20 protein-coding genes and 1 pseudogene are annotated in these 20,509 nt (G+C 63.8%); 10 read left to right on the top strand and 11 right to left on the bottom strand.

Annotated features, from left to right (window positions below; all coding sequences use genetic code 11):
- Nucleotides 1–41 precede the first annotated feature (41 nt).
- The gene (locus R3P95_RS20620) at nucleotides 42–2,279 is read right to left on the bottom strand and encodes an NADP-dependent isocitrate dehydrogenase (RefSeq protein ID WP_269594924.1); all 2,238 of its coding nucleotides are present in this window, start codon (nucleotides 2,277–2,279) and stop codon (nucleotides 42–44) included.
- Nucleotides 2,280–2,519: 240 nt separating this feature from the next.
- On the opposite strand from R3P95_RS20620, the gene R3P95_RS20615 reads away from it, so the two are divergent.
- The 3 genes from R3P95_RS20615 to R3P95_RS20605 all read left to right on the top strand — a co-directional run bounded on the left by R3P95_RS20615 (nucleotide 2,520) and on the right by R3P95_RS20605 (nucleotide 5,172).
- Nucleotides 2,520–3,896 carry an NAD-dependent succinate-semialdehyde dehydrogenase gene (locus R3P95_RS20615; RefSeq protein ID WP_317549293.1) on the top strand — a complete coding sequence of 459 codons (1,377 nt, stop codon included), beginning with the start codon at nucleotides 2,520–2,522 and terminating at the stop codon, nucleotides 3,894–3,896.
- A 68-nt stretch (nucleotides 3,897–3,964) separates the two neighbouring features.
- A complete protein-coding gene (locus R3P95_RS20610) occupies nucleotides 3,965–4,261 on the top strand; it encodes an antibiotic biosynthesis monooxygenase family protein (protein ID WP_317549292.1) in 297 nt (98 codons plus the stop codon).
- Between the two features lie 47 nt (nucleotides 4,262–4,308).
- Entirely contained in the window at nucleotides 4,309–5,172 is an 864-nt protein-coding gene (locus tag R3P95_RS20605) for an alpha/beta hydrolase (protein ID WP_317549291.1), read from the top strand.
- Nucleotides 5,173–5,174: 2 nt separating this feature from the next.
- Here R3P95_RS20605 and R3P95_RS20600 read toward each other — a convergent pair whose 3' ends face one another.
- Nucleotides 5,175–6,527, bottom strand: a complete 1,353-nt coding sequence (locus R3P95_RS20600; RefSeq protein WP_269594920.1) for a cytochrome P450 — start codon at nucleotides 6,525–6,527, stop codon at nucleotides 5,175–5,177.
- An 85-nt stretch (nucleotides 6,528–6,612) separates the two neighbouring features.
- Here R3P95_RS20600 and R3P95_RS20595 point away from each other — a divergent pair, with 85 nt between their 5' ends.
- Complete coding sequence (locus R3P95_RS20595) at nucleotides 6,613–7,227, top strand: TetR/AcrR family transcriptional regulator (RefSeq protein ID WP_317549290.1); 615 nt, start codon at nucleotides 6,613–6,615, stop codon at nucleotides 7,225–7,227.
- 73 nt (nucleotides 7,228–7,300) lie between these two features.
- Here R3P95_RS20595 and R3P95_RS20590 read toward each other — a convergent pair whose 3' ends face one another.
- From R3P95_RS20590 to R3P95_RS20565, 6 genes are all read right to left on the bottom strand, one after another.
- The gene (locus tag R3P95_RS20590; RefSeq protein WP_317549289.1) at nucleotides 7,301–8,668 is read right to left on the bottom strand and encodes an acetamidase/formamidase family protein; all 1,368 of its coding nucleotides are present in this window, start codon (nucleotides 8,666–8,668) and stop codon (nucleotides 7,301–7,303) included.
- Nucleotides 8,669–8,749: 81 nt separating this feature from the next.
- A complete protein-coding gene (locus tag R3P95_RS20585; RefSeq protein WP_317549288.1) occupies nucleotides 8,750–9,301 on the bottom strand; it encodes a hypothetical protein in 552 nt (183 codons plus the stop codon).
- Between the two features lie 92 nt (nucleotides 9,302–9,393).
- A complete protein-coding gene (locus tag R3P95_RS20580) occupies nucleotides 9,394–11,082 on the bottom strand; it encodes an ABC transporter family substrate-binding protein (RefSeq protein WP_317549287.1) in 1,689 nt (562 codons plus the stop codon).
- A gap of 37 nt (nucleotides 11,083–11,119) precedes the next feature.
- On the bottom strand, nucleotides 11,120–13,057 hold the full coding sequence (locus tag R3P95_RS20575) for an ABC transporter ATP-binding protein (RefSeq protein WP_317549286.1): 1,938 nt from the start codon (nucleotides 13,055–13,057) through the stop codon (nucleotides 11,120–11,122).
- Complete coding sequence (locus R3P95_RS20570; RefSeq protein ID WP_317549285.1) at nucleotides 13,014–13,934, bottom strand: ABC transporter permease; 921 nt, start codon at nucleotides 13,932–13,934, stop codon at nucleotides 13,014–13,016. Before R3P95_RS20570 ends, R3P95_RS20575 begins: the two co-directional genes overlap by 44 nt.
- A 31-nt stretch (nucleotides 13,935–13,965) precedes the next feature.
- On the bottom strand, nucleotides 13,966–14,946 hold the full coding sequence (locus R3P95_RS20565) for an ABC transporter permease (RefSeq protein ID WP_269594912.1): 981 nt from the start codon (nucleotides 14,944–14,946) through the stop codon (nucleotides 13,966–13,968).
- 297 nt (nucleotides 14,947–15,243) lie between these two features.
- Here R3P95_RS20565 and R3P95_RS20560 point away from each other — a divergent pair, with 297 nt between their 5' ends.
- Both R3P95_RS20560 and R3P95_RS20555 read left to right on the top strand, forming a co-directional pair.
- The gene (locus R3P95_RS20560) at nucleotides 15,244–16,200 is read left to right on the top strand and encodes a hypothetical protein (protein ID WP_317549284.1); all 957 of its coding nucleotides are present in this window, start codon (nucleotides 15,244–15,246) and stop codon (nucleotides 16,198–16,200) included.
- Complete coding sequence (locus R3P95_RS20555) at nucleotides 16,197–16,859, top strand: hypothetical protein (RefSeq protein ID WP_317549283.1); 663 nt, start codon at nucleotides 16,197–16,199, stop codon at nucleotides 16,857–16,859. The genes R3P95_RS20560 and R3P95_RS20555 overlap by 4 nt, the downstream gene beginning before the upstream one ends.
- On the opposite strand, the gene R3P95_RS20550 is transcribed toward R3P95_RS20555, so the two are convergent.
- Together R3P95_RS20550 and R3P95_RS20545 are read right to left on the bottom strand one after the other, a co-directional pair.
- On the bottom strand, nucleotides 16,792–18,060 hold the full coding sequence (locus R3P95_RS20550; RefSeq protein WP_317549282.1) for a DUF4185 domain-containing protein: 1,269 nt from the start codon (nucleotides 18,058–18,060) through the stop codon (nucleotides 16,792–16,794). The two genes, R3P95_RS20555 and R3P95_RS20550, sit on opposite strands and share 68 nt — an antisense overlap.
- 142 nt (nucleotides 18,061–18,202) lie before the next feature.
- Nucleotides 18,203–18,616, bottom strand: coding sequence for a DUF6992 family protein (locus R3P95_RS20545; RefSeq protein ID WP_068047047.1), 414 nt, complete (start codon nucleotides 18,614–18,616; stop codon nucleotides 18,203–18,205).
- Nucleotides 18,617–18,723: 107 nt separating this feature from the next.
- Between R3P95_RS20545 and R3P95_RS20540 the strand changes: the two genes are divergently transcribed.
- Nucleotides 18,724–19,056 carry a hypothetical protein gene (locus R3P95_RS20540; protein ID WP_068047049.1) on the top strand — a complete coding sequence of 111 codons (333 nt, stop codon included), beginning with the start codon at nucleotides 18,724–18,726 and terminating at the stop codon, nucleotides 19,054–19,056.
- Complete coding sequence (locus R3P95_RS20535) at nucleotides 19,056–19,496, top strand: hypothetical protein (RefSeq protein WP_317549281.1); 441 nt, start codon at nucleotides 19,056–19,058, stop codon at nucleotides 19,494–19,496. The genes R3P95_RS20540 and R3P95_RS20535 overlap by 1 nt, the downstream gene beginning before the upstream one ends.
- Nucleotides 19,497–19,509: 13 nt before the next feature.
- Here the strand turns inward: R3P95_RS20535 and R3P95_RS20530 are convergent, their stop codons facing one another.
- A complete protein-coding gene (locus R3P95_RS20530; RefSeq protein ID WP_317549280.1) occupies nucleotides 19,510–20,076 on the bottom strand; it encodes a peptide deformylase in 567 nt (188 codons plus the stop codon).
- Here R3P95_RS20530 and R3P95_RS20525 point away from each other — a divergent pair.
- Nucleotides 20,054–20,227 (top strand): annotated as a pseudogene (locus R3P95_RS20525) (DUF2256 domain-containing protein); the annotation flags it as partial. The gene R3P95_RS20530 and the pseudogene R3P95_RS20525 overlap by 23 nt on opposite strands.
- Before the next feature lie 15 nt (nucleotides 20,228–20,242).
- Entirely contained in the window at nucleotides 20,243–20,494 is a 252-nt protein-coding gene (locus R3P95_RS20520) for a DUF3253 domain-containing protein (RefSeq protein ID WP_317549460.1), read from the top strand.
- The last annotated feature ends 15 nt before the right edge of the window (nucleotides 20,495–20,509 follow it).

Genomic DNA, 20,509 nt, shown 5'->3' with positions numbered 1-20,509 from the left:
GAATGGACCATTCATTCGATGGGGGGGTGAGCCAGAGAAAACTACTTCTTTGCCGACTCCAGAGCCTCGTTGAAGGTCTTCGAGGGGCGCATCACTGCAGCGGTGGCTTCGGGGTCCGGGTAGTAGTAGCCGCCGATGTCGACAGCCGTGCCCTGGACCTCGTTGAGTTCGGAGACGATTTTCTCCTCGTTCTCCGCAAGCGTCTTCGCCAGTGCAGCGAAGTGCTTGGCCAGTTCGGCGTCCTCGGTCTGCTCGGCGAGTTCCTGTGCCCAGTACAGAGCGAGGTAGAACTGGCTGCCACGGTTGTCGAGTTCACCGGTCGAGCGCGACGGGCCCTTGCTGTTCTCGAGCAGCTTGCCGGTGGCGGAGTCGAGTGCCTTGGCGAGGATGGTCGCCTTGACGTCGCCGGTCTTGGTACCCAGATCTTCGAGGCTCACGGCCAGGGCCAGGAACTCGCCGAGCGAATCCCACCGCAGGTGGTTCTCCTCGATGAGCTGCTTGACGTGCTTGGGAGCCGAGCCGCCTGCACCCGTCTCGTAGAGACCGCCACCTGCCATCAGCGGAACGATGGAGAGCATCTTGGCGCTGGTGCCGAGTTCGAGGATCGGGAACAGGTCGGTGAGGTAGTCGCGCAGGATGTTGCCGGTGGCGGAGATGGTGTCGAGTCCGCGGACCAGACGCTCCATCGTGTACCGAATGGCACGAACCTGGGACATGATCTGGATGTCGAGGCCCTCGGTGTCGTGGTCCTTCAAGTACTTGCGCACCTTGCCGATGAGCTCGTTCTCGTGCGGGCGGTACGGGTCGAGCCAGAAGACGACCGGCATTCCGGATTCACGCGCACGCGTGACGGCGAGCTTGACCCAGTCCTGGATCGGGGCATCCTTGACGATGCACAGGCGCCAGATGTCGCCCTCTTCGACGGTCTGCGTCAGCAGCACCTCGCCGGTGGCCTTGTCGGTGATGTTCGCGACGCCTGCCTTCGGCACCTCGAAGGTCTTGTCGTGCGAGCCGTACTCCTCGGCCTTCTGAGCCATCAGTCCGACGTTGGGAACGGTGCCCATCGTCGTCGGGTCGAACTGGCCGTTGGTCTTGCAGAAGTTCACCATCTCCTGGTAGATCCGGGAGAACGTCGACTCGGGGTTGACGGCCTTGGTGTCCTTGGGACGACCGTCCGCTCCCCACATCTTGCCGCCGGCGCGAATCATCGCGGGCATGGATGCGTCGACGATGACGTCGCTGGGCGAGTGGAAGTTCGAGATGCCGCGGGCGGAGTCGACCATCGCGAGCTCCGGACGGGTCTCGTGACACTTGTGCAGGTCTTCGATGATCTCGTCGCGCTTGGACGCCGGGAGCGTCTCGATCTTGGTGTACAGGTCCGAGAGGCCGTTGTTGACGTTGACGCCCAGCTCCTCGAAGAGCTCGTTGTGCTTGGCGAACGCGTCCTTGTAGAACACACGCACAGCGTGGCCGAACACGATGGGGTGAGAGACCCGCATCATGGTCGCCTTGACGTGCAGGGAGAACATGACGCCGGTGTCGTAGGCGTCCTGCATCTCGTGCTCGTAGAAATCGAGGAGCGCCTTCTTGCTCATGAACATCGAGTCGATGACGTCACCGTCGGTGAGCGAGACCGTCTCCTTGAGCACGATCGGCTCGCCGTCGGCGGGCAGCAGCTCCATCTTGATCTCACGGTCACCGTCGACGACCGTCGACTTCTCGCCGTGGTAGAAATCGCCCTCGCGCATGTGCGCGACGTGGGTGCGCGACGCCATCGACCACTCGGTCATGCTGTGCGGGTGCTTGCGGGCGAATTCCTTGACGGCCTTCGGCGCGCGGCGATCCGAGTTGCCTTCACGCAGAACAGGATTGACCGCGCTACCGAGGCACTTGGTGTACCGGTCGCGGATCTCGCGCTCTTCGTCCGTCTTCGGATTGCCGGGGAAGTCGGGGATCGCGTAGCCCTTGTCCTGCAGTTCCTTGATGGCAGCGAGCAGCTGCGGAACCGACGCGCTGATGTTGGGCAGCTTGATGATGTTGGTCTCGGGCAGCTGCGTCAGCTTGCCCAGCTCGGCGAGGTTGTCGGTCACTCGCTGGTCTTCGTTGAGGTAGTCGGGGAACTCGGCGAGGATGCGGTTGGCAACGGAGATGTCACTCGACTCGACGTTGATCTCGGCCGCGCTGGCGAAAGAACGTATGACCGGCAGAAACGCGTGAGTCGCCAGCATGGGCGCCTCGTCGGTCAGGGTATAGATGATGGTCGGCTTCTTCGCAGTCATGTTTCGCCTTTGCCTCAGTTTCAACGTCGTCTTTTGGATGCGTCCACCGTCGACTTTAATCTTTGAACCCGCCGCTGTGCGTGCCAGTGGGGTATCACTCCATCGGCGGTTCCAAGTTACCGACCGGTAGGGCGCTCAAAGGTTTTCGCCGCCTACCCCTGCCCCGCCTCTGACCACCGTCGGAGCATCCGATTTGCCCGGATCGGAACAACGGACCCCTCCCCGACCGTTGAACCGAATATGACGTCCTACAAAACTGTCAATCCTGCCGACGGCACAACTGTCAAGGAATTCGAAACTCTCGACGCGGCCGGCGTCGAGCGCGCACTGGCCGACGCACACGCCGGATTCCAGACGTGGCGCAAGACCTCACCGAAGCACCGCGCCGAAATTCTGCACAAGGTCGCCGATCTCTACACCGAACGTTCGGACGAACTGGCGCGGGCCATCTCGCTCGAAATGGGCAAGCCGCTCACCGAATCCCAGGGTGAGGTGGAGCTGTCGTCGAACATCTACCACTACTATGCCGACAACGGTCCTGTGCTGCTCGAGGACGAGAAGCTGGACGTCCCCGGCGCGGAAGACACTGTGCTGCAGCGCAAGCCGGTGGGCGCGCTCGTCGGCGTCATGCCGTGGAACTTCCCGTACTACCAGGTGGCCCGATTCGCCGGCCCGAACCTGATGGTGGGCAACACGATTCTGCTCAAGCACGCACCGAACTGCCCGCAGTCGGCTCTGCTGATGGAGGAGATCTTCCAACAGGCCGGACTCCCCCAGGACGCGTACATCAACATCTTCGCGACCAACGATCAGATCGCCGAGATGATCGCCGACCCACGCGTGCAGGGTGTCTCGCTCACCGGTAGCGAGCGGGCCGGAACCTCGGTTGCCGAAACCGCCGGACGCAACCTCAAGAAGGTCGTGCTCGAACTCGGCGGCTCGGACGTGTTCATCATGCTCGACTCCGACGACATGGATGCCACCGTCGAGTCCGCGACCCGGGCGCGATTGTCCAACGCAGGCCAGGCGTGCAACGCCGCCAAGCGCATCCTCGTCGCCGAGGAGTTCTACGACGACTTCGTCACCAAGCTCACCGCATCGTTCGAGGCAGTGCAGACGGGCGATCCGTTGGACGCGAACACCACTCTCGGCCCGCTGTCGTCGCAGACCGCAGCCGACACGTTGATCGAACAGATCGACGACGCCGTCGCCAAGGGCGCAACCTTGCTGACCGGCGGCAAGAAGATCGACGGACCGGGTGCATTCGTACAGCCGACGTTGCTGACCGACGTCACCCCGGACATGCGTGCGTACAGCGAGGAGCTGTTCGGACCGGCAGCGGTGATCTACAAGGTCGAAAGCCCGCAGCAGGCAATCGAATTGGCGAACTCCTCGGCCTACGGCCTGAGCGGCTCGGTGTGGAGCGCCGACCTGGACAAGGCCCGTGACGTGGCCGAGCAGCTCGAAGTGGGCATGGCTTTCGTCAACGAGCACGGCACTACGCTCCCCGGCCTGCCGTTCGGCGGCGTCAAGCGCTCCGGCGTCGGCCGCGAGCTGGGACCGTGGGGCATGGACGAGTTCGTGAACAAGAAGCTCGTGCGCGTCTCCGCGAAGTAGATCCTGTCGGCAAGGCTCCCCGGGCAGTTGCCCGGGGAGCTTTGTCATGCCGCGGTCATACTGTCCCGATGATCGTCGAACATGCTCTGCTGCACGTCGTCCCCGATCGAACCGACGACTTCGAGGCCGCGTTCGCCGACGCGAAATCGATCATCGCCTCGATGCCGGGGTTCGTGAATCTGACATTGTCGCGGGGCATCGAGCAGCCGAATACGTATCTACTGCTGGTCGAATGGGAACGCCTCGAAGACCACACCGAGGGCTTCAGGAAGTCCGACGAGTACCAGAAGTGGAAGACGCTGCTGCATCATTTCTACGACCCCTTCCCCGTCGTCGAGCATTTCGCTCCGAGGCTCAGGGCGTAGGAGATAAGTTCGTTTCTCGTCCCCATCGCCGTTTCGAGGAGTCACCCGTGGCCAATGCTTCGTCGTTCGTATCCAAGCAGGACGACACCGAGATCAGTACCTACATCTGGGCGACGTCCGCCGACCCGGCTCGCGGAGTCGTACAGATCGCGCACGGGCTCGCCGAGCACGGCAGCCGCTACGCCCGCTTCGCCGCAGCGTTGAACGACGCCGGATTCCACGTCGTGGCGTCCGATCATCGCGGCCACGGAGAGTCGATCGTCGACACCCCCGGCGATTTCGGTGCTGCAGCGTTCGCGGGTTTGTGGGCCGACATCGAGCAGCTGGGCGAATCACTGCTGAACGAATATCCCGACCTGCCGCTGTTCCTGTTCGCCCATTCCATGGGATCGTTTGCCGCGCAGCATGTTCTGATCGAACGATCCGATCTGTACGAGGGTGTGGTGCTGTCGGGCTCGACCACGCTGAACATCCTCGCCGCCGGAATGGCCGACGCCCCAGCCGGTGACCTGAGCGTGTTCAACGCCGCCTTCGAGCACCGCACCGGATACGAGTGGCTCTCCCGCGACGAGGCCGAAGTGGACGCCTACGTAGCCGACCCGCTGTGCGGCTTCGACCTCCCGGAGTCGACGGTCCCCGCGTTGTTCGGTGAGGCCGACAAGCTCGCCGACCCGCACAACCTCGAGCAGATCCGCTCCGATCTCCCGCTGCTCATCACCTCGGGAACCGACGACCCGCTCGCCGGGGGCGGACAGTTGATCGAGACCCTCGCTGCCCGATACCGCGAGGCCGGAATGAGCGACGTCTCCGTCACCCTCTACCCCGGTGCCCGCCACGAGATCCTCAACGAGACCAACCGGGACGAGGTCACCGCGAACATCATCGGCTGGCTCACCGACCGCGCCGGATAGACCTACCGCTTTCGCAACTGCACGGGCTGCCCGTCCTCCGGGAAGGGCAGCGACGTGAAGTTCAGCGGCGCAACGTAATCGGGGTCGACCGACCAGTCGAACCGCAGCAGCAGATGATGCATGATCGTCTTGATCTCCGCTCCGGCGAAGAACATGCCGATGCACTTGTGCACGCCTCCGCCGAACGGCTCCCACGCGTAGCGGTGCACCTTGTCCTCCCGGCGGTCGTCGGCGAACCGGCCGGGATCGAATTTCTCCGGGTTCGGCCAGTACTCGGCCATGTGGTGCGTGAAGTGTGGGGCGACCGACGCATACGTCCCCGCGGGGACGAACTTGCCCTGCACCTCGGTGTCCTTGACCGCGCGGCGCGCAACCACCGGCGTGGGCGAGACCAAACGCAAGCATTCCTTCATCACCAGATCGACGCTGTGCAGTTCGTCGAGTTGCGCGAGCGTCGGCGCATCGGTACCGAGCGCCTCGGACTCGGCACGGCACTTGTCCTGCCACTGCGGATGCTGACCGAGGTACTGCATCATCGTCGACAGCGTGATCGTCGACGTGTCGTGCGCGGCCATCAGCAGGAAGATCATGTGGTCGATCACTTCGTCGTCGGAGAAACGCTCGCCGTCGTTCCCCTCGATGTGACACAGAACCGAGAACAGGTCGTCGGTCTCGGTGGCACGCCGGGACGGAAGGTACCGCCGGAAGAACTCCTCGAGCATGGCGCGGCCGTCGAGACCGCGCTTCCACCGAGTTCCGGGAACCCGAAAGCGCACAATGGATGTCGCCGCCTGAACGCACGCCACGAAACTGGAGTTCAGCTCGGCGATCTCGGCATCGGTGCTGCCCTCTGCGCCGCCCATGAAGATGCTCGTTGCCACCTCCAGGGTCAACGCCTTGAGCGCCGGGTAGACCTGAACGTCGCGCCCGCCTTGCCACGCGTCCAAACCTGTTGCTGTGACAGGATTCAACGCCTCGACGGATTTGGTGAGCCGGTCCCTGGTGAAGGCCTGCTGCATGATCCGTCGGTGCTTCAGATGCTCCTCGGAGTCGAGCAACATCAATCCGCCGTGAAAGAACGGGCCGATCAGCAGGGACCAGCCGTCACCGTTCGCGAACGCCTTGTCGGCGTTCTGCAACACCTCTTGGCATGCGTCCGGACCCAGAACGGTGATCCACTTCTGACCGGCCATCGTCAGCCACGACACCTCGCCGTACTTCTCCCACCGACTCCCGAGCAGTTTGAGGGGATCTCGGATGTACTCGAGCGTGTGCCCGACGACGGGCATACCGCCGTCGCCGTAGACCGGTTGGAGCGTTGAATCAGCAGGTGGAGCAGCGAGAGCACGTGCCATTGTCGACCTCCGTCAATCTGACAGAGCGTCCTGTCAGATGGGATGTAGTCTGCGTCACACCTGCTCCCTCTGTCAAGATCTACTCATGGCTTCCACGCGCCGCTACAACGGCATGAGCGCAGACGATCGCACCGCCGACCGTCGCGCACGGTTGCTCGAAGCCGGACTCGAAGTGTTCTCGACGGCCGGTGCCCAGAACACGACCATGACCGCGATCTGCGTGGAGGCGAAGCTGACCGAGCGCTACTTCTACCAAAGCTTCTCCAGCAAAGAGGATGTGCTCGAGAAAGTGGTGGAGTCGGTATCCGACGAGATCCGGGCCGCTGCCCTGGACGCTCTGCACTCCCCCGCCCCCACCGTCGAGGACCAGGTACACAACGCCATCGCCGCGTTCGTCGGCGTGCTCACCGACGACCGCCGCAAGGGCCGCGTCGCGATGATCGAGTCACTGGCCGTCGACTCACTGCGGGACTATCGACGACAGTCCATGCGCGCGTTCGCGCATCTGGTCGCCGAGCAGTCACGCGAGCTGTTCGGCGAACAGGCCTGGCCGCAGCCACAATCCGAGATCAACGGCCTGCTGTTCATCGGCGGACTCGCGGAACTGGTCATCGCGTGGTTGAACGACGAGATAGCCGTCACCCCAGCGGATATCGTCGACGCCGCCACCCGCCACTTCATCGCGACGGCACACCGCTGAGGTGCCTTCGGCAGTGGCGTGATTAAGTGCCCCCTGAGGCACTTACCCGCACCACTGCGCCGGAGGCGCACTCCTACCGGTCGAAGTGCGCCTTGGAGATCTGACCGTGCACGCCGACCGTCTTGTCGACCACCTGCGACACGGTGAAGTTCGCGGCCGCGGAGAGGTACGCGTACGCCGTCGCCCGGTCCATACCGAGGTCGGTCTCGAGGAAGTCGAGCGCGTTGACCACGGCGCGACGCATGGCGGCGTTCAGGTCCGAACTCTGGCCGCCGACGGCACCGTCCGGATCGGACAGGCCGATCGGAATCCACGAGTCCTCGTTCTCGGCAAAGGGATACGAGTACGCGACGGACGGGGCATCTCCACTGCCCGCCTTGCAGACAGTGAGCCGGAAGGTGCCACGCAGAGAACCTTCCATCGCGGTCAGCGCCACCTCCCCGTCGCCCATCGCCATGTGCGGATCGCCGACGTAGAACAACGCACCCTCCGCGAATACCGGGAGGTAGAACGTCGATCCGACACCGAGCAAACCGACGTCGATGTTGCCGCCGCCGAGCGTCGGCGGAATCGAGTTCGCGTTGGGTGACGTCAGACCCGGGTCGCTGGCGAACGCCACGCCCATCATGCCCATGAACGGGCGCAGCGGAAAGCGCACGGCGGCATCGCCGTAACGCATCACACCTTGCCCGTCCTCGACGGCGGTGAACGTGGAGACGTTGCCGTACTGCGTCGGATCACCCGACGGCCTGCCATCGCTGCCGATCGGAGGCATCACCTCGTCCAGGCTGATACCTGCGGGTGCCTCACCGGACGCGGTCACCGCCAAGGAACCCTTGCCGTGCCGACTCGACACCACGCCGTACGGCACGCGGGGAATCGCCTCGAGCGTCTCGATCTTGAGCACATCACCACGCTGCGCACCTTCGACGAACACCGGCCCCGTCACCACGTGCGGACCGTCGACGTCGAAGTTGCGGACCGTCCGGTCGTACCCGCCGGCGATGTCGATGGCGTCCTGCAGCACATCGGATTCGGATACACCTTTGCCGCCGAAGAACTCAACGGGATCGCGGCCCTGGTCTTCGAGAATTCCCTCGTGGCTGAGCGCATCGATGGTCACCGTCTCACCGGACTTCATCCGCAGCACCGATTCGGACTCGACCGTCGGGACGTACCCCCACAGAACCTTGTCGACTTCGGAACTCAGGTAGTGATCGCCGGAGATATCGCCCGCGCCGGGCTGAAGAATGCCGACCGGTGCCGGGGCCGACGAACTCGCGGCGGCGGTGCTCGTCGACGTCGACGTCGACGTCGAACAGGCTGCCGTTCCGGCGATTCCGACGCCCGCGCCCAGCGCGGCCACCGCCTGAATGAATCCGCGACGTCCGATCCCCTTGGTGATCGTCTCCGCTGCCTGCTCCGCCATCGACCGCGCCATGATGCCTCCTGAATTGTCCGAAACCCGAACGTAGACCGGAGGTGTTTCTCGGCAGTTACGATCACGCGTCGCGGCAATTGCTCAGCTTGGATCGCTGCCGCCGATTGCCGACCACCAGATGGCGGTGATTGCAGCCAACAGACTCACTGCCACGAACTCGGCGAATCCGCCTCCGTCGACGACCAGCCACAGCAATCCGATGATCGGACCTGCCACCGCGGCGGGAGCGTCCAGCATGATCCGACGCCGCAGCGACCCGAAGCGATCACTGCGCGTACGGAGGTCGGACTCGTTCAACCGCGGCGCGTCGAGCGGAGCGCCGGGAGGCAACGAATTACAACGCCGCCCCGACGGCAGCGCAACAATTCCGGGTTCGATGACGAAAGCGCGCCGCCCGAGAATCGACCTACTCGCACGCGCGTCGGCGTCGGGGACGATCGCCAGAAGCCCGGTGTGGAAGTAGACGGGGTACCAGGCCCGCCCACCGTTCTTCTGTACTTCCAGGTATCCGCGAGAACGCATACGGTGTTGAAACCGCACTCGCCGCACGGTGGTCGAGGTGTTCATCGACCTCCCGGCCAGCACGGCGCACGCTGTCGACCAGCCCGTCCAGACGAGGACGATCAGGGCCACGAAAACGCTCAGTGGCGCAATGACGACAACGGTCGATGCCGCGACAACCAGAGTGATTGCCGCGGCACCGACCGGATACCCGAGACCGTGAGCTATTTCAGGAACCCGACCTTCGACATATCGAGGTCGCCGAATCCTGGAGCTCCGAAGTTCGCGAGATTCGACTTGGTCGCGTACGTCGATGGACGCTGGAACATCGTCAGGCTGTGGCCCTCGGCCCAGATCGCCTTGTCCGCTTCGTTGTAGTCGGCGATGCGTGCATCGTCGTCGAGCTCGGCGGCAGCCGTGTCGAGCAGACCGTTGATCTCCTCGGATCCCACCTGGCCGTAGTTCTGCAGCGTGCTGCCGGGCGTGAGCCGGAAGATGCCGTCACTGCTCGAGGTGTACGGCGTTCCCTCCCAGGTGAAGTGGGTGACGTCGAACGCTCCGACCAGAATGTACTTCTCGAAGAAGTCGTCGGACGGCACTGCGTCGATGATGAGGTTGGCACCGACGGCCTTGAGGTTCTGCTGGATGATCTGCGCTTCCTGCGTCGCATTCGGGGTATCCGCCGGAATGATGTCGTGCAGATCGAGCTGCTGCCCGTCCTTGGAGCGGAACTCGCCGTTCATCGTCCAACCAGCCGCGTCGAGTTCCGACTTCGCTTTCTCCGGGTCGAACGTGATGTCGCCGTTGTTCGCCTGGTAGCCCTTTTGACCGTCGACGTAGATGTGACTGTTCAGGACCGTCGGGTTCGAGGTGATCTGGCCGAGCTGCGAGGTGGCCAAGTAGTCACGGTCGATCGCCTTCATCAACGCTACCCGGACGGCCTTGTCCGAAGTGATACGACCGGGCGCACCGTTGAAGTCGAAGTGCCGGTACTGCGGCCCCAGGCTCTGACGGAGGTCGACGTTCGGGATACCGCGCGCGACCTTGAATGCGTCTGCGCTGCTGCCCAGTTCGTAGTAATCGATCTCACCGCTCTGCAACGCGCCAACGGAAGCCGTCGAATCAAGTGGCAGGAACGTGATGGTGTCGAGCACCGCTGGGTTTTCGCCCCACCAATCGGGGTTGCGCTCGGCCACGATGCGCTTGCCGCCGGGCTCGATCGTGCGGATGCGGAACGGGCCGGCGGTGGCAGGCATGGTCTCGACCGAACCGGTGTTGAACGCCTCGACAGTGTTCACGGACTCCGCAGGCATCAGCGGCGAAAACAGGGAGCGCCAGTCTGCGAACTTCTCGGCGAAGGTCAGAATCACCTGTTGGTCGTTCTCGCCGCGCACCACGGATTCGACCTTGTCGTACCCGGCCGTGGATGACGCCTCGTAAGCCGGGTCCTTACCGCTGTTCGACGTCCACGTCGCCACGAGGTCTGTGTAATCCAGCGGCCTCCCGCTGCTCCACTTGGCCTTGGGATTGATGTTGTACGTGATGACCTGCTTGCCGTCGACCTCCGACTCGGTGACGTCGGTGAAGAAGTCCGTGGCCACCGACAGGCTCGCATCGGCTGCGGCGGTGAACGACCTCGGCATCAGCGCGGCGTAGAAACGTGAGGTATCGACCGTGGTGCCGTCGATTTGGTAGTAGTTGTAGTTGGCCGTCACCTGCGTGAGCGGGAAGTTCATGTTTCCGCCCTGCTGCAAGTCACTGATCGGATGCGGATTGATCTGCGCTCCGCTCTCGAAGGACGCAGGCGCATCGGCGTTGGGCCCGGTATCCCCCGAGCTGCACCCCGCCACCAGTCCCACAGTGGTCACGGCCACCGCGATCGGGACCAGTGCCCGAAATAGCTTGGCTCTCATCAATTCACCTTTCTCAGTGTGCACGTAACCTGCAGGATCAGATGGCGTCGGCCAGTGCTGCGGCCTCGGCGATTCGAGCTCGTTGGAGCACGGGATCGGGGATGGGGATGGCTTTCAGGAGTGCCCGTGTGTACGGGTCCTCGGGTGCGTCGAAGATCTGCGCCGTCGGACCCTTTTCCACGAACACCCCGTTGCGCATCACAGCCACTTCGTCGGCGAGATGACGCACCACCGACAGATCGTGCGAGACGAAAAGATATGCCAGACCGAGCTCCGCTTGCAGATCCTGCAGCAGGTTCAGCACGCCCGCCTGGATCGATACGTCGAGTGCGGACACCGGCTCGTCGAGCACCAGGATCGACGGCTTCAGCGCCAAAGCCCGTGCAATACCGACTCGTTGACGCTGCCCGCCGGAAAATTGTGTGGGATACCGATCTGCGAGTTCCGGACGCATCCCGACGGTGTCCATCAGTTCCCGAACCCGGCGGGTGCGCTCGTCGATCGGGACACCGTTGATCTTCAACGGCTCGGCGATGATCTCCCCCACAGGCATCCGCGGGTCGAGCGAGCCCATCGGGTCCTGGAACACGATTTGGATGTGCGCGCGGAGCTGTCGTTGCTCGACGCGGCTCAGGCTGTACGGCTCGACGCCGTTGATCCGGATCGAACCTTGTTGCGGCTTCACGAATTCCATGATCTCGAGCAGGGTCGTGGACTTGCCGCAGCCCGATTCACCGACGATTGCCAGCGTGGACCCGGCGTGCACGTCGAAGCTGATGCCCTGCACCGCAGGCACTTCCCCGGCCCGACGCCGCAGTACCGAGCCCTTGAACACCGGGTAGCTCTTGTGCAGATCGGTCACCGACAGCACCGGAGCGTCCTTCGAAACCGTCACCACCAGCTCCGCTGGGGCCTCCGACCGCGGGGCACCCTCGAACTCCGTCTCCACCGATTCTGCCGTAGCGGCATCGATACGAATGCACGCAGCACTGTGGCTCGGTGAGACCTCGATCAACTGGGGTTCGCCTGCGTCGCACGCGTCGGTGTGCAACGGGCACCGAGGACCGAAGGGACATCCCGTCGGCAGGTTGACCAGAGCCGGCGGGGTGCCCTCGATCGGCACGAGCCGCTCCTGGGCCGGCCGGTCGGGGCGAGGAACCGATCCGAGCAGCCCGACGGTGTACGGCATCGACGGATGCGCATAGAGCTCGTCCACGTGCGCGGTCTCGACAGCGCGACCGGCGTACATCACCATGGCCCGATCAGCCACGCCGGCAACGACTCCCAGGTCATGGGTGATGAACACGACCCCGGCCCCGGTGACGTCCCGCGCGGTACGGAGCAGATCCAGAATCTGGGCCTGGATTGTGACGTCGAGGGCCGTGGTGGGCTCGTCGGCGATGATGAGGTCGGGGTCGTTGGCGATGGCCATCGCGATGACGACGCGTTGGCGCATGCCACCGGAGAACTCGTGCGGGTACGACCTGGCCCGTGTCTTCGGATCGGCGATACCGACCAGATCCAACAACTCGAGCGCACGCTCGTGCACCTTCGCTTTGCTGAGCGATGGATTGTGTACCGAGATCGCTTCGGAGATCTGGTCACCGATGCGGTAGATGGGCGTCAGTGCAGTCAGCGGGTCCTGCGAGATCATGGCCACCGAACGTCCGCGCTCGCGGGACATCTCGCGGTCGGACAGGCCGAGCAGCTGACGGCCGTTGAGTTCGATGGATCCGGTGACCCGCGCGGTCTGCGGGAGAAGTCCCATGACGGCGAGGGACGACACCGACTTTCCCGAGCCGGACTCGCCGACGATGGCCAACACCTCACCCTTGTCGACCTGGTAGTCCAAGCCCCGGACCGCGGTGACGCGCCCCTCCTCACTGGGGAAACTGACCTCGAGCCCGCTGACCTTCAACACCGGCACAATCTCAGCCACGTGCCTGTCCCCTCGTCGAGTTCGGATCGAATACATCGCGCAGACCGTCGCCGACGAAATTGGTTGCCAGCACGATCAACACCAGTGCGCCACAGCAGAACGCGAACAGCCACGGATACGTCAACGCGGACGACGTGCCGTCGGCGATCAGCGTGCCTAGCGAGACGTCGGGTCGCTGGACACCGAAGCCGAAGTAGCTCAGGGACGCCTCACCGATGATGGCGATACCCACATTGAGCGTGACGTCGACGATGAGAATCGAGGCCATCGACGGCAGCACGTGCTTGCCGATCACACTCGCCGGCGTCGCGCCCATGTACTTTGCGGCGCGGATGAATTCACGCTCCCGGAGCGACCGCGTCATCGCTCGGATGATGCGCGAGGTGATCATCCACGCGAACGCCGCAAGTAGCAGCACCAGAATGAAGAAGCTCTTGTCGCGGAACAGCGGTGAGCAGATGGCGATGACCAGGAAGCTCGGGACGACGAGCAGGACATCGGCAACCCACATCAGGGCGCGGTCCGTCCAGCCGCCGAAGTATCCCGCCACCGCGCCGACGACGCCGGCGAGCACGGTGGAGATCAACGCGACGAGCATGCCGATGATCAGCGACTTCTGCAATCCGCGCAGCGTCTGAGCGAGGACGTCCTGCCCGATCTGGTTGGTGCCGAACCAATGCCGCGTGGTCGGCGGAGAGTTCAACGCGTACGCGTCGAGTTCCTCGTAGGTGAAGGGGATGAAGCGCGGGAGCACGAAGGCGCCGACGAACATCACCACCAACACCAGAATGCCTACCAGGGCCGGCCTGTTACGCAGGAACCGACGCAGTACCAGTCGACGACGGGTGATCGGGGCCGTCGTCTCGCCCTGGCCGTCCACCGCAGCGATCTCGGGAACCACAGGTGTTGCCATCGCCGATCCTTTCCTCGATCGAAGTGGTGGGTCAGTCCGCGTAGCGAACGCGCGGATCCAGTGCGGCAGTGAAGATATCGGTCAGCATTCCGGAGACGAGGACAGAGAGCGCGGTGAAGAGCGAGACCGCGAGCGTGATGTTGATGTCCTGGCTGGTGATGCCGTAGATCAGCCAGTCCCCCATGCCGTACCAACCGAACACGCGCTCGGTGAAGGTGGCTCCGGTGATCACCGCGCCCATACCGAACGCGAACAACGTGGCCATCGGAATGAGCGCAGTACGGAAGCCGTGCTTGAAGATCGCGCGGCCGCGGGTGAGCCCCTTGCCGCGGGCGGTGCGAATGTAGTCCATGTTCAGCTCGTCCAGCATCGAGCTGCGCATGTAGCGGCTGTAGCCACCGATGGTGAACAACATCAGCACGACGGTGGGTAGCAGTAAATGCTGTGCACGATCGACGATTTCGTTCATCAGGCCTGGCGCGAGCGTTGTCGACGTCTCGCCGGTGTACTGGAAGAACTGACTGCCCGTGCTCTGATTGACCTGCACCGCCAGGTATTTGAGCACCGGGGCAAGTACCAGAATCGGCGTGCTGATGAGAACGAACGTCACGACCGTTGCGACGTGATCGAAGATCTTGTATTGCCGAACCGCTCCGTACGCCCCGATCAACGTACCGAGCACTGCTCCCAACACGGTGCCGAGCACCACCAGCCGCAGCGATACGAGGATGCGACGCCACAACTCGTCGTTGACCGAACCGGCAGCGATCGTCTGCCCGAAATCACCGTGCAGCACCGCCCACAGCCACTTCAGATAACGCAGCACCGGATTGTCGTCGAGGTGCAGAGCCGCGCGCTTGGCGGCAAGCACCGCGTCGGAGGGCGGTGGGTTACGGCTGAGCAGATTGGACAGCGGATCGAACGTGAGCGACGCCAGAAGGTAGGTCAGAAACGTCGCGATGAGCAGCAGTACGACGTAGTTCAGCAACCTCCGCGCAAGATAACCGCCCACGCGCAACCACCTTCCATCGAACACCACGGCGGTGCCCACTGGCACTGCTCTCGGCATTGTTCACACCGCGTGTTTCCTGCTTGTTTCGTTAGCGGCGGAAACAGACATTCCACAACATAGCACCAGAAATTTGCTGTTCGTTCATGGAAGAGGAAATACTTTCCGAGGAACGGACAAACCGGAAATAGCGGTGTCAGAACATGTTTGGAGACATTTACCGATACAGGCTGCAAATTCCGACAATGCGGACAACGCGCGGAATAGGTGCTCTCCACTCGAATCGGTAGATTCACGACCATGACCGCAGCTGCCACACCCGACGGATTCGCCTACGAACGATTCGACGTCACCGACGCCGGATCCATCGCCACGGTCTTCGCGGCCAAGGAACACCGAGCCGGGCTCTACGTTCTGCACTTCACCGACGGCTCGGCCTACGCGGGCTACGCAGATTCGGTCGCCGCGCGGTTCGCCGCGGACCTCGACGTGTGGGCCGACATCGAGGCACTCGATTTTGCGGTCGGAACTGCAGATCAGCTGGAGCAGCTGCAGGAGCTCGTGTCGCGCCTGACCCGCCTCCGCGAACGCCCTTCCGATCCTGGCGCGATCGGCGAAGCACCGAGCGCGAAATCCGCACTGCCGAAAGAAAGAGCCAAGCGGGCGACGTTGCTCGACACGGCAGTCGGCAAGGCACGCAAGCAGTTCTGGGAACTGTCCGACCACATCGCGTACCCCGCCATCCGCAGCATCGTGGCCGACTACATCAATTCCTCGATCCCCGACCCGGCGAACACCGAGAAGTATCTGTGGCAGATCGCTGCCCTGTCCGACGATCTCGCCGAGACCGGTCCGCGACGCTTGGTGACGCTGACGTGCGGCGGCTTCGAGACGCTCCGCGTCGACGAGATCGTGCACGACGACGACACCATAGAACTCGACCTGCGCATCAACACCAACGTTCCGCGCGACCGCACCGACGAGCAACTCGAGGTCTCCAACGAGACGGTCAGCGCAGGACGCGGTCCGCACCGGGACGAACGTGTGTGGTCGTGGTCGATCGACCTCGGCGCACTGCTGGAAGAAGACGTGGACGTCGACCTCGGCATCGACGACGACACGTTCGACGACCTCGCCTACGGTCTCAACGCCCGGCTGATGCGATCCGGAAACTCAACGGGCGCAGCATCACACAATCACGACCTCGCGTCCGACCTGCTCGCCGAGGCATACCGGCAGCTGTTCGAGACCGAGTGACCGATCGGCTGTGGTACGTCTCGTACGGGTCCAACCTGCTGCGCGAGAGGTTCCATACCTACCTGACCGGGTCCGACGAGCACTCCGAATTCGGTGCGCACCCACCGGCACCCACTGCGTCACCACCCGCCGAAGAACGATGGCTGTGGATCGATCATGCGCTGTATTTCGCGGGAGTCTCCCGGCGCTGGACCGGAGCATCCGCATTCGTCTCGACGACGGTCGATCCGGCGAATCGTTCTGTAGGGCGCGGATATCTCATCGAGCGAGCCCAGTTCGCTCATCTGGCCGCAGTCGAGAACGTCGTCGCAGCCGTCGATATCGGGGCGACGGAGACGCTCGCCATCGGACAGTGGTCGCAGCTGACAGTGGACCGCGAGGGCGAGAGCTTCCGCGGGAAATACGATGCACTGCTACGGCTTCCGGACATCGACGGAAGGTCCGCCTTCACGCTGACCAGTTCGACCGTGCGCGAGCCCGGCGAACCGTCGAGCAGGTATCTTTCGACCATTCGCCGCGGACTGCTCGGCGCAGACCTCGATTTGGACGTCGACGCCTACCTCGACGCGGCCATCGAACGATCGATGCAGATCACTTCAGCGCATCGAGGTTCGTCTTCAACAGCAGCACGTTGTAGTCCGACCACCGAGAAGCAGTGAAGTACAGGTCTTTTCCGCTGGACATCGGGTGAATGAACGGCGCGTAGATTCCGCCGGCCGTCTGATTGGCGTCGAGGATGGTCCTCGGCGCACTCCACGGACCCTCGGGATTGTCTGCCGTGCGAGCAACCAGAGTGCGAGAGTTCTCGTCCCCGTACATCATCACGTAGCGGCCGAGGTAGTCGTTCCACGCAACCGACATCTCACTGACCGGGCCCTTGACGACGGCGACCGTATCGCCGATGTTCTTCGACCACTGCTTCGTCGGGTCCGGATCCTGCGTCGAGTACTCGTACGCGTCGAGATCCTCGATGTCCGCAGGCGCGACCCGCGAGACGAAGGCGTCGCCGAATCTACCGTTCGGAGTACCGAACTGGTACAGGTACTCGCCGTCGCGGCCCAGGACGTACGCACTCTGTTGGAACTTGCCCTGGCTTTCGTGGACGTTGGTGAAGCCCGGGATGGTGACACCCTTGTTGACGCGGATGGTCCTGGGATCCGTCGACCAATTCTGGCCGTTGTCAGTGGATTTTGCAGTCGCGGAGTAATTCGTGACCCAGCGCCCGGGTGTGCCCCAGCTCTGCACCGACATGTAGTTGATGTACTGGGTGTTGCCGATCGCGATGGCCGCCGTGGGGATGGTCGTGTCCTCGACGCTGGGTAGCTTTGCACTCGAGATGATCTCGGCCGCATAGCGTGGGTTGTCTGCACGCACGACGGCACCGGAGGTGTTGTCCGCGGGATCGGCTGGACCGATCTCGATGCCCTGCGCCAAGTTCGTCGACGCCTTGTCCGAGCGGAAGAGCGCGTTGCTGCGCCACTGGGCATTGCCGGAGGAGCAGTCGCCGAACGTGTCACCGAACGCCATCAGGATCTGGCCGGCACCGTTGTCCCAGCTGATGCCGAGGTCGGTGCCCGACATCGCGAGGTCGTTGTAGGTGTTGTTGACACTCTGCGGACCGGTGACCCAAGCGATGCTCTGTGTGTTGCCGGTGATCCGAGGAAGCGGCCCCTGCGGACCCTGCGGGTTCTTACCCGACATGCCCGCGCTGCCCGACGACCCGAACAGCGGAGACGAGCCCGGCCCGCCGAGCCCACCACACGGTTCGGCCGACACGGTGGGCGCAGTCAAAGCGCTGAGTCCGCTCACTGCCAGCGCCAGGACAGCCCCGACAGCGATCTGCCGACTACGTACACGCATAGACGAACCCACCGTTTCCCGTGTGACCCACGATACTGATGTGACTGATGGGACGAGTGTTACGCAAATCTACTGATCGCGCAACAAATCGGGCATGTCGGTACTTGACAAAACACCTACGGAGAGAATGACACTCGTGTGATTAGCCGGCAATCATGCGGGCGTGAGTCGTGTCCAGCGCGAGCAGTGCAGCGCCCTGCACGACGACGGCAGTGCCGTGACCCACGGCCTGGTCAGCAGTGATCCGGCCGCCGAACCGAGGCTTCCTGACGGCGATGTGCGCACCGGTCGCGATGTAGAGAACGTCGAGACCGGCATTGATCCACAGCAGCCGACTCAAACTCGCGGCCGTCGGGGGCTTCGAGCTCAGCGCGCCTGCACCCGCGATCGCCAGATCGATCGCGCCCCACCCCGCCGTCTGCAACCCGAACGCCCGCCGGGCAGGCGAGGACCCGCGCAACGCCAACATCGTTCCGGCGAGCACACTCCCACCGCCCCACACCGCGAGGCGACGGCCGAGCTGCTGGGCAACGATGGGCGCTTCGAGTGCTGTCATGCACTCCAGTGTGCCGCCTCGGGGGAGATGCCGGTTCGTAACGCGCGGTCGGTTGCAGCCGATTCCATGAGCACTGAGCATTCGCGCTCGAAACGAACGGAGCCACCATGCTGAAGAAGGTCCTCGCCGGAGTCGCGCTGGCGATCGGCGGCGCAGTGCTCGTCGCGTCGACAGCGTCCGCAGCACCCGACGACAACCCGTTCGGACCCAAGGACTCGACCGCGAACTTCGTGAGCGCCCTCGACCCTGCGGCATACGGTGCAGCGAGCGCCAAATCGTTGATCGTCAGCCCGTTCGGCACGAGCCAGCAGATCGACTGCTCGTCGTTCCACGGCCAGAGCTGGTGCACCCAGAACGGGCGAGTCCTCACTCAGATTCGAATCCCGGCCGGATCGTCGGAATGGGACTATCGGACGCTCTACGTCTACAACCCGTTCTGATGATCGCCGGCCGCACCCTGTGCGGACTGGCTCTCGTCGCCCTTACCGGTTGCGCTGCAACGCAACCCGAGCCGACCATCGAGGCGGCGGTGAACGTTGCGCCGTCGTCGTTCCCGGCACCTCCTCCCTCCGTCGCATCCTCCGCCATCCCGACCCCGGACGAGGCGACCGCCATCTTCCGCACCGTCTTCGACTGGACCGCCGAGCGGTCCGACCGCGCCGACGCGCTCGAGGGATCTGCCGAGGAGAATGCCGCGGTGTTCGACAGCGGTGGGATCATGTCGGAGGCGTCGTTCGACCGCATCGACGTCGTCGCACCCGGCCGGGTCGAGGCGAGCGGAACGTCCGTCGGGCGAGTGTCCTCCATCGACTTCGTTGTCTCCGAGGGCCGTTGGAAGCTGGAACGCGCAGCGGCGTGCGGAATCACCGGGGCATGTTGACCGACGGATCAGATCACCATCCGAACGGGTCAGAGTCGGACCCGGGCATCCAACTGTTGCCGGGCCCGACCCACCCTCGGGCCTTGATCATCTTCTTCGCTGCGCGCTGACTGCGGCCGATCAGACGGTCGAGGTACAGGTGACCGGCCAGATGGTCGGACTCGTGCTGCAGACACCGCGCCAGGTAGCCGTGCCCCTCGACGGATACGGGATTGTTCTCCACATCGACACCGGTCACGCGGGCCCAGTCCGCACGGCCGGTCGGGTACCGCTCCCCCGGGACCGACAGACACCCCTCACCGTCCTCGGGGTCCGGCATCGTCTCCGGGATCGCCGACGTGTCAAGCACTGGATTGACCACGTGCCCGCGATGACGGACTCCGCCGTCCTGCAGGTCGTAGACGAACACCGCACGCGGATCACCGACCTGGTTGGCGGCAAGACCGGCGCCGTGCGCCGCAGTGTTGGTCTCGAACAGGTCCTCCACGAACCCGGCCAACTCCGGGTCGAACACGGTGACGGGTTCGGCAACCGTCGTCAGCCTCGGGTCACCGGCAATGAGAATGGGTCGAATCGCCATGCGAGAAGGTTACTGTCGAAGCATGGCTCATTCCCGTCGCTCCCCCACGGCTCACCCCGCGGACAAGGTCTGCGCATCGTGCGGGCGGCGAATCGAATGGCGCAAGAAGTGGGAGAAGAACTGGGATGACATCAAGTACTGCAGCGACGCATGCCGCCGGCACAAGGTGAGCACCACCGACAAGGAACTCGAAGACAAGATCCGTTCCCTGCTCGACGCCCGGTCCCGCGACTCCACCATCTGCCCTTCCGACGTCGCACGTGCACTGTCCGACGACAATTGGCGGGAGTTGATGGAGCCCGTCCGCCGCGCCGCCCGCCGCATGGTCGACGCGGGAGAAGTCGAGATCACCCAGAAGGGATCCGTCGTCGATCCGTCGACCGCGAAGGGGCCCATCCGCATCCGATGGAGACGCTGACCTGCGACACGGAAG

Source organism: Rhodococcus cercidiphylli, from assembly GCF_033042225.1.
Lineage (GTDB): Bacteria > Actinomycetota > Actinomycetes > Mycobacteriales > Mycobacteriaceae > Rhodococcoides.
The sequence above is the reverse complement of the archived record's forward strand: the minus strand, read 5'-3'. Positions and strand labels throughout refer to the sequence as shown.

Bases quoted from the DNA above. Each gene is read 5' to 3' on its own strand.
- R3P95_RS20620 (WP_269594924.1), bottom strand. From the start codon at position 2,279: ATGACTGCGAAGAAGCCGACCATCATCTATACCCTGACCGACGAGGCG.
- R3P95_RS20615 (WP_317549293.1), top strand. From the start codon at position 2,520: ATGACGTCCTACAAAACTGTCAATCCTGCCGACGGCACAACTGTCAAG.
- R3P95_RS20610 (WP_317549292.1), top strand. From the start codon at position 3,965: ATGATCGTCGAACATGCTCTGCTGCACGTCGTCCCCGATCGAACCGAC.
- R3P95_RS20600 (WP_269594920.1), bottom strand. From the start codon at position 6,527: ATGGCACGTGCTCTCGCTGCTCCACCTGCTGATTCAACGCTCCAACCG.
- R3P95_RS20595 (WP_317549290.1), top strand. From the start codon at position 6,613: ATGGCTTCCACGCGCCGCTACAACGGCATGAGCGCAGACGATCGCACC.
- R3P95_RS20590 (WP_317549289.1), bottom strand. From the start codon at position 8,668: ATGGCGCGGTCGATGGCGGAGCAGGCAGCGGAGACGATCACCAAGGGG.
- R3P95_RS20580 (WP_317549287.1), bottom strand. From the start codon at position 11,082: ATGAGAGCCAAGCTATTTCGGGCACTGGTCCCGATCGCGGTGGCCGTG.
- R3P95_RS20575 (WP_317549286.1), bottom strand. From the start codon at position 13,057: ATGTATTCGATCCGAACTCGACGAGGGGACAGGCACGTGGCTGAGATT.
- R3P95_RS20570 (WP_317549285.1), bottom strand. From the start codon at position 13,934: ATGGCAACACCTGTGGTTCCCGAGATCGCTGCGGTGGACGGCCAGGGC.
- R3P95_RS20560 (WP_317549284.1), top strand. From the start codon at position 15,244: ATGACCGCAGCTGCCACACCCGACGGATTCGCCTACGAACGATTCGAC.
- R3P95_RS20550 (WP_317549282.1), bottom strand. From the start codon at position 18,060: ATGCGTGTACGTAGTCGGCAGATCGCTGTCGGGGCTGTCCTGGCGCTG.
- R3P95_RS20545 (WP_068047047.1), bottom strand. From the start codon at position 18,616: ATGACAGCACTCGAAGCGCCCATCGTTGCCCAGCAGCTCGGCCGTCGC.
- R3P95_RS20540 (WP_068047049.1), top strand. From the start codon at position 18,724: ATGCTGAAGAAGGTCCTCGCCGGAGTCGCGCTGGCGATCGGCGGCGCA.
- R3P95_RS20535 (WP_317549281.1), top strand. From the start codon at position 19,056: ATGATCGCCGGCCGCACCCTGTGCGGACTGGCTCTCGTCGCCCTTACC.
- R3P95_RS20530 (WP_317549280.1), bottom strand. From the start codon at position 20,076: ATGGCGATTCGACCCATTCTCATTGCCGGTGACCCGAGGCTGACGACG.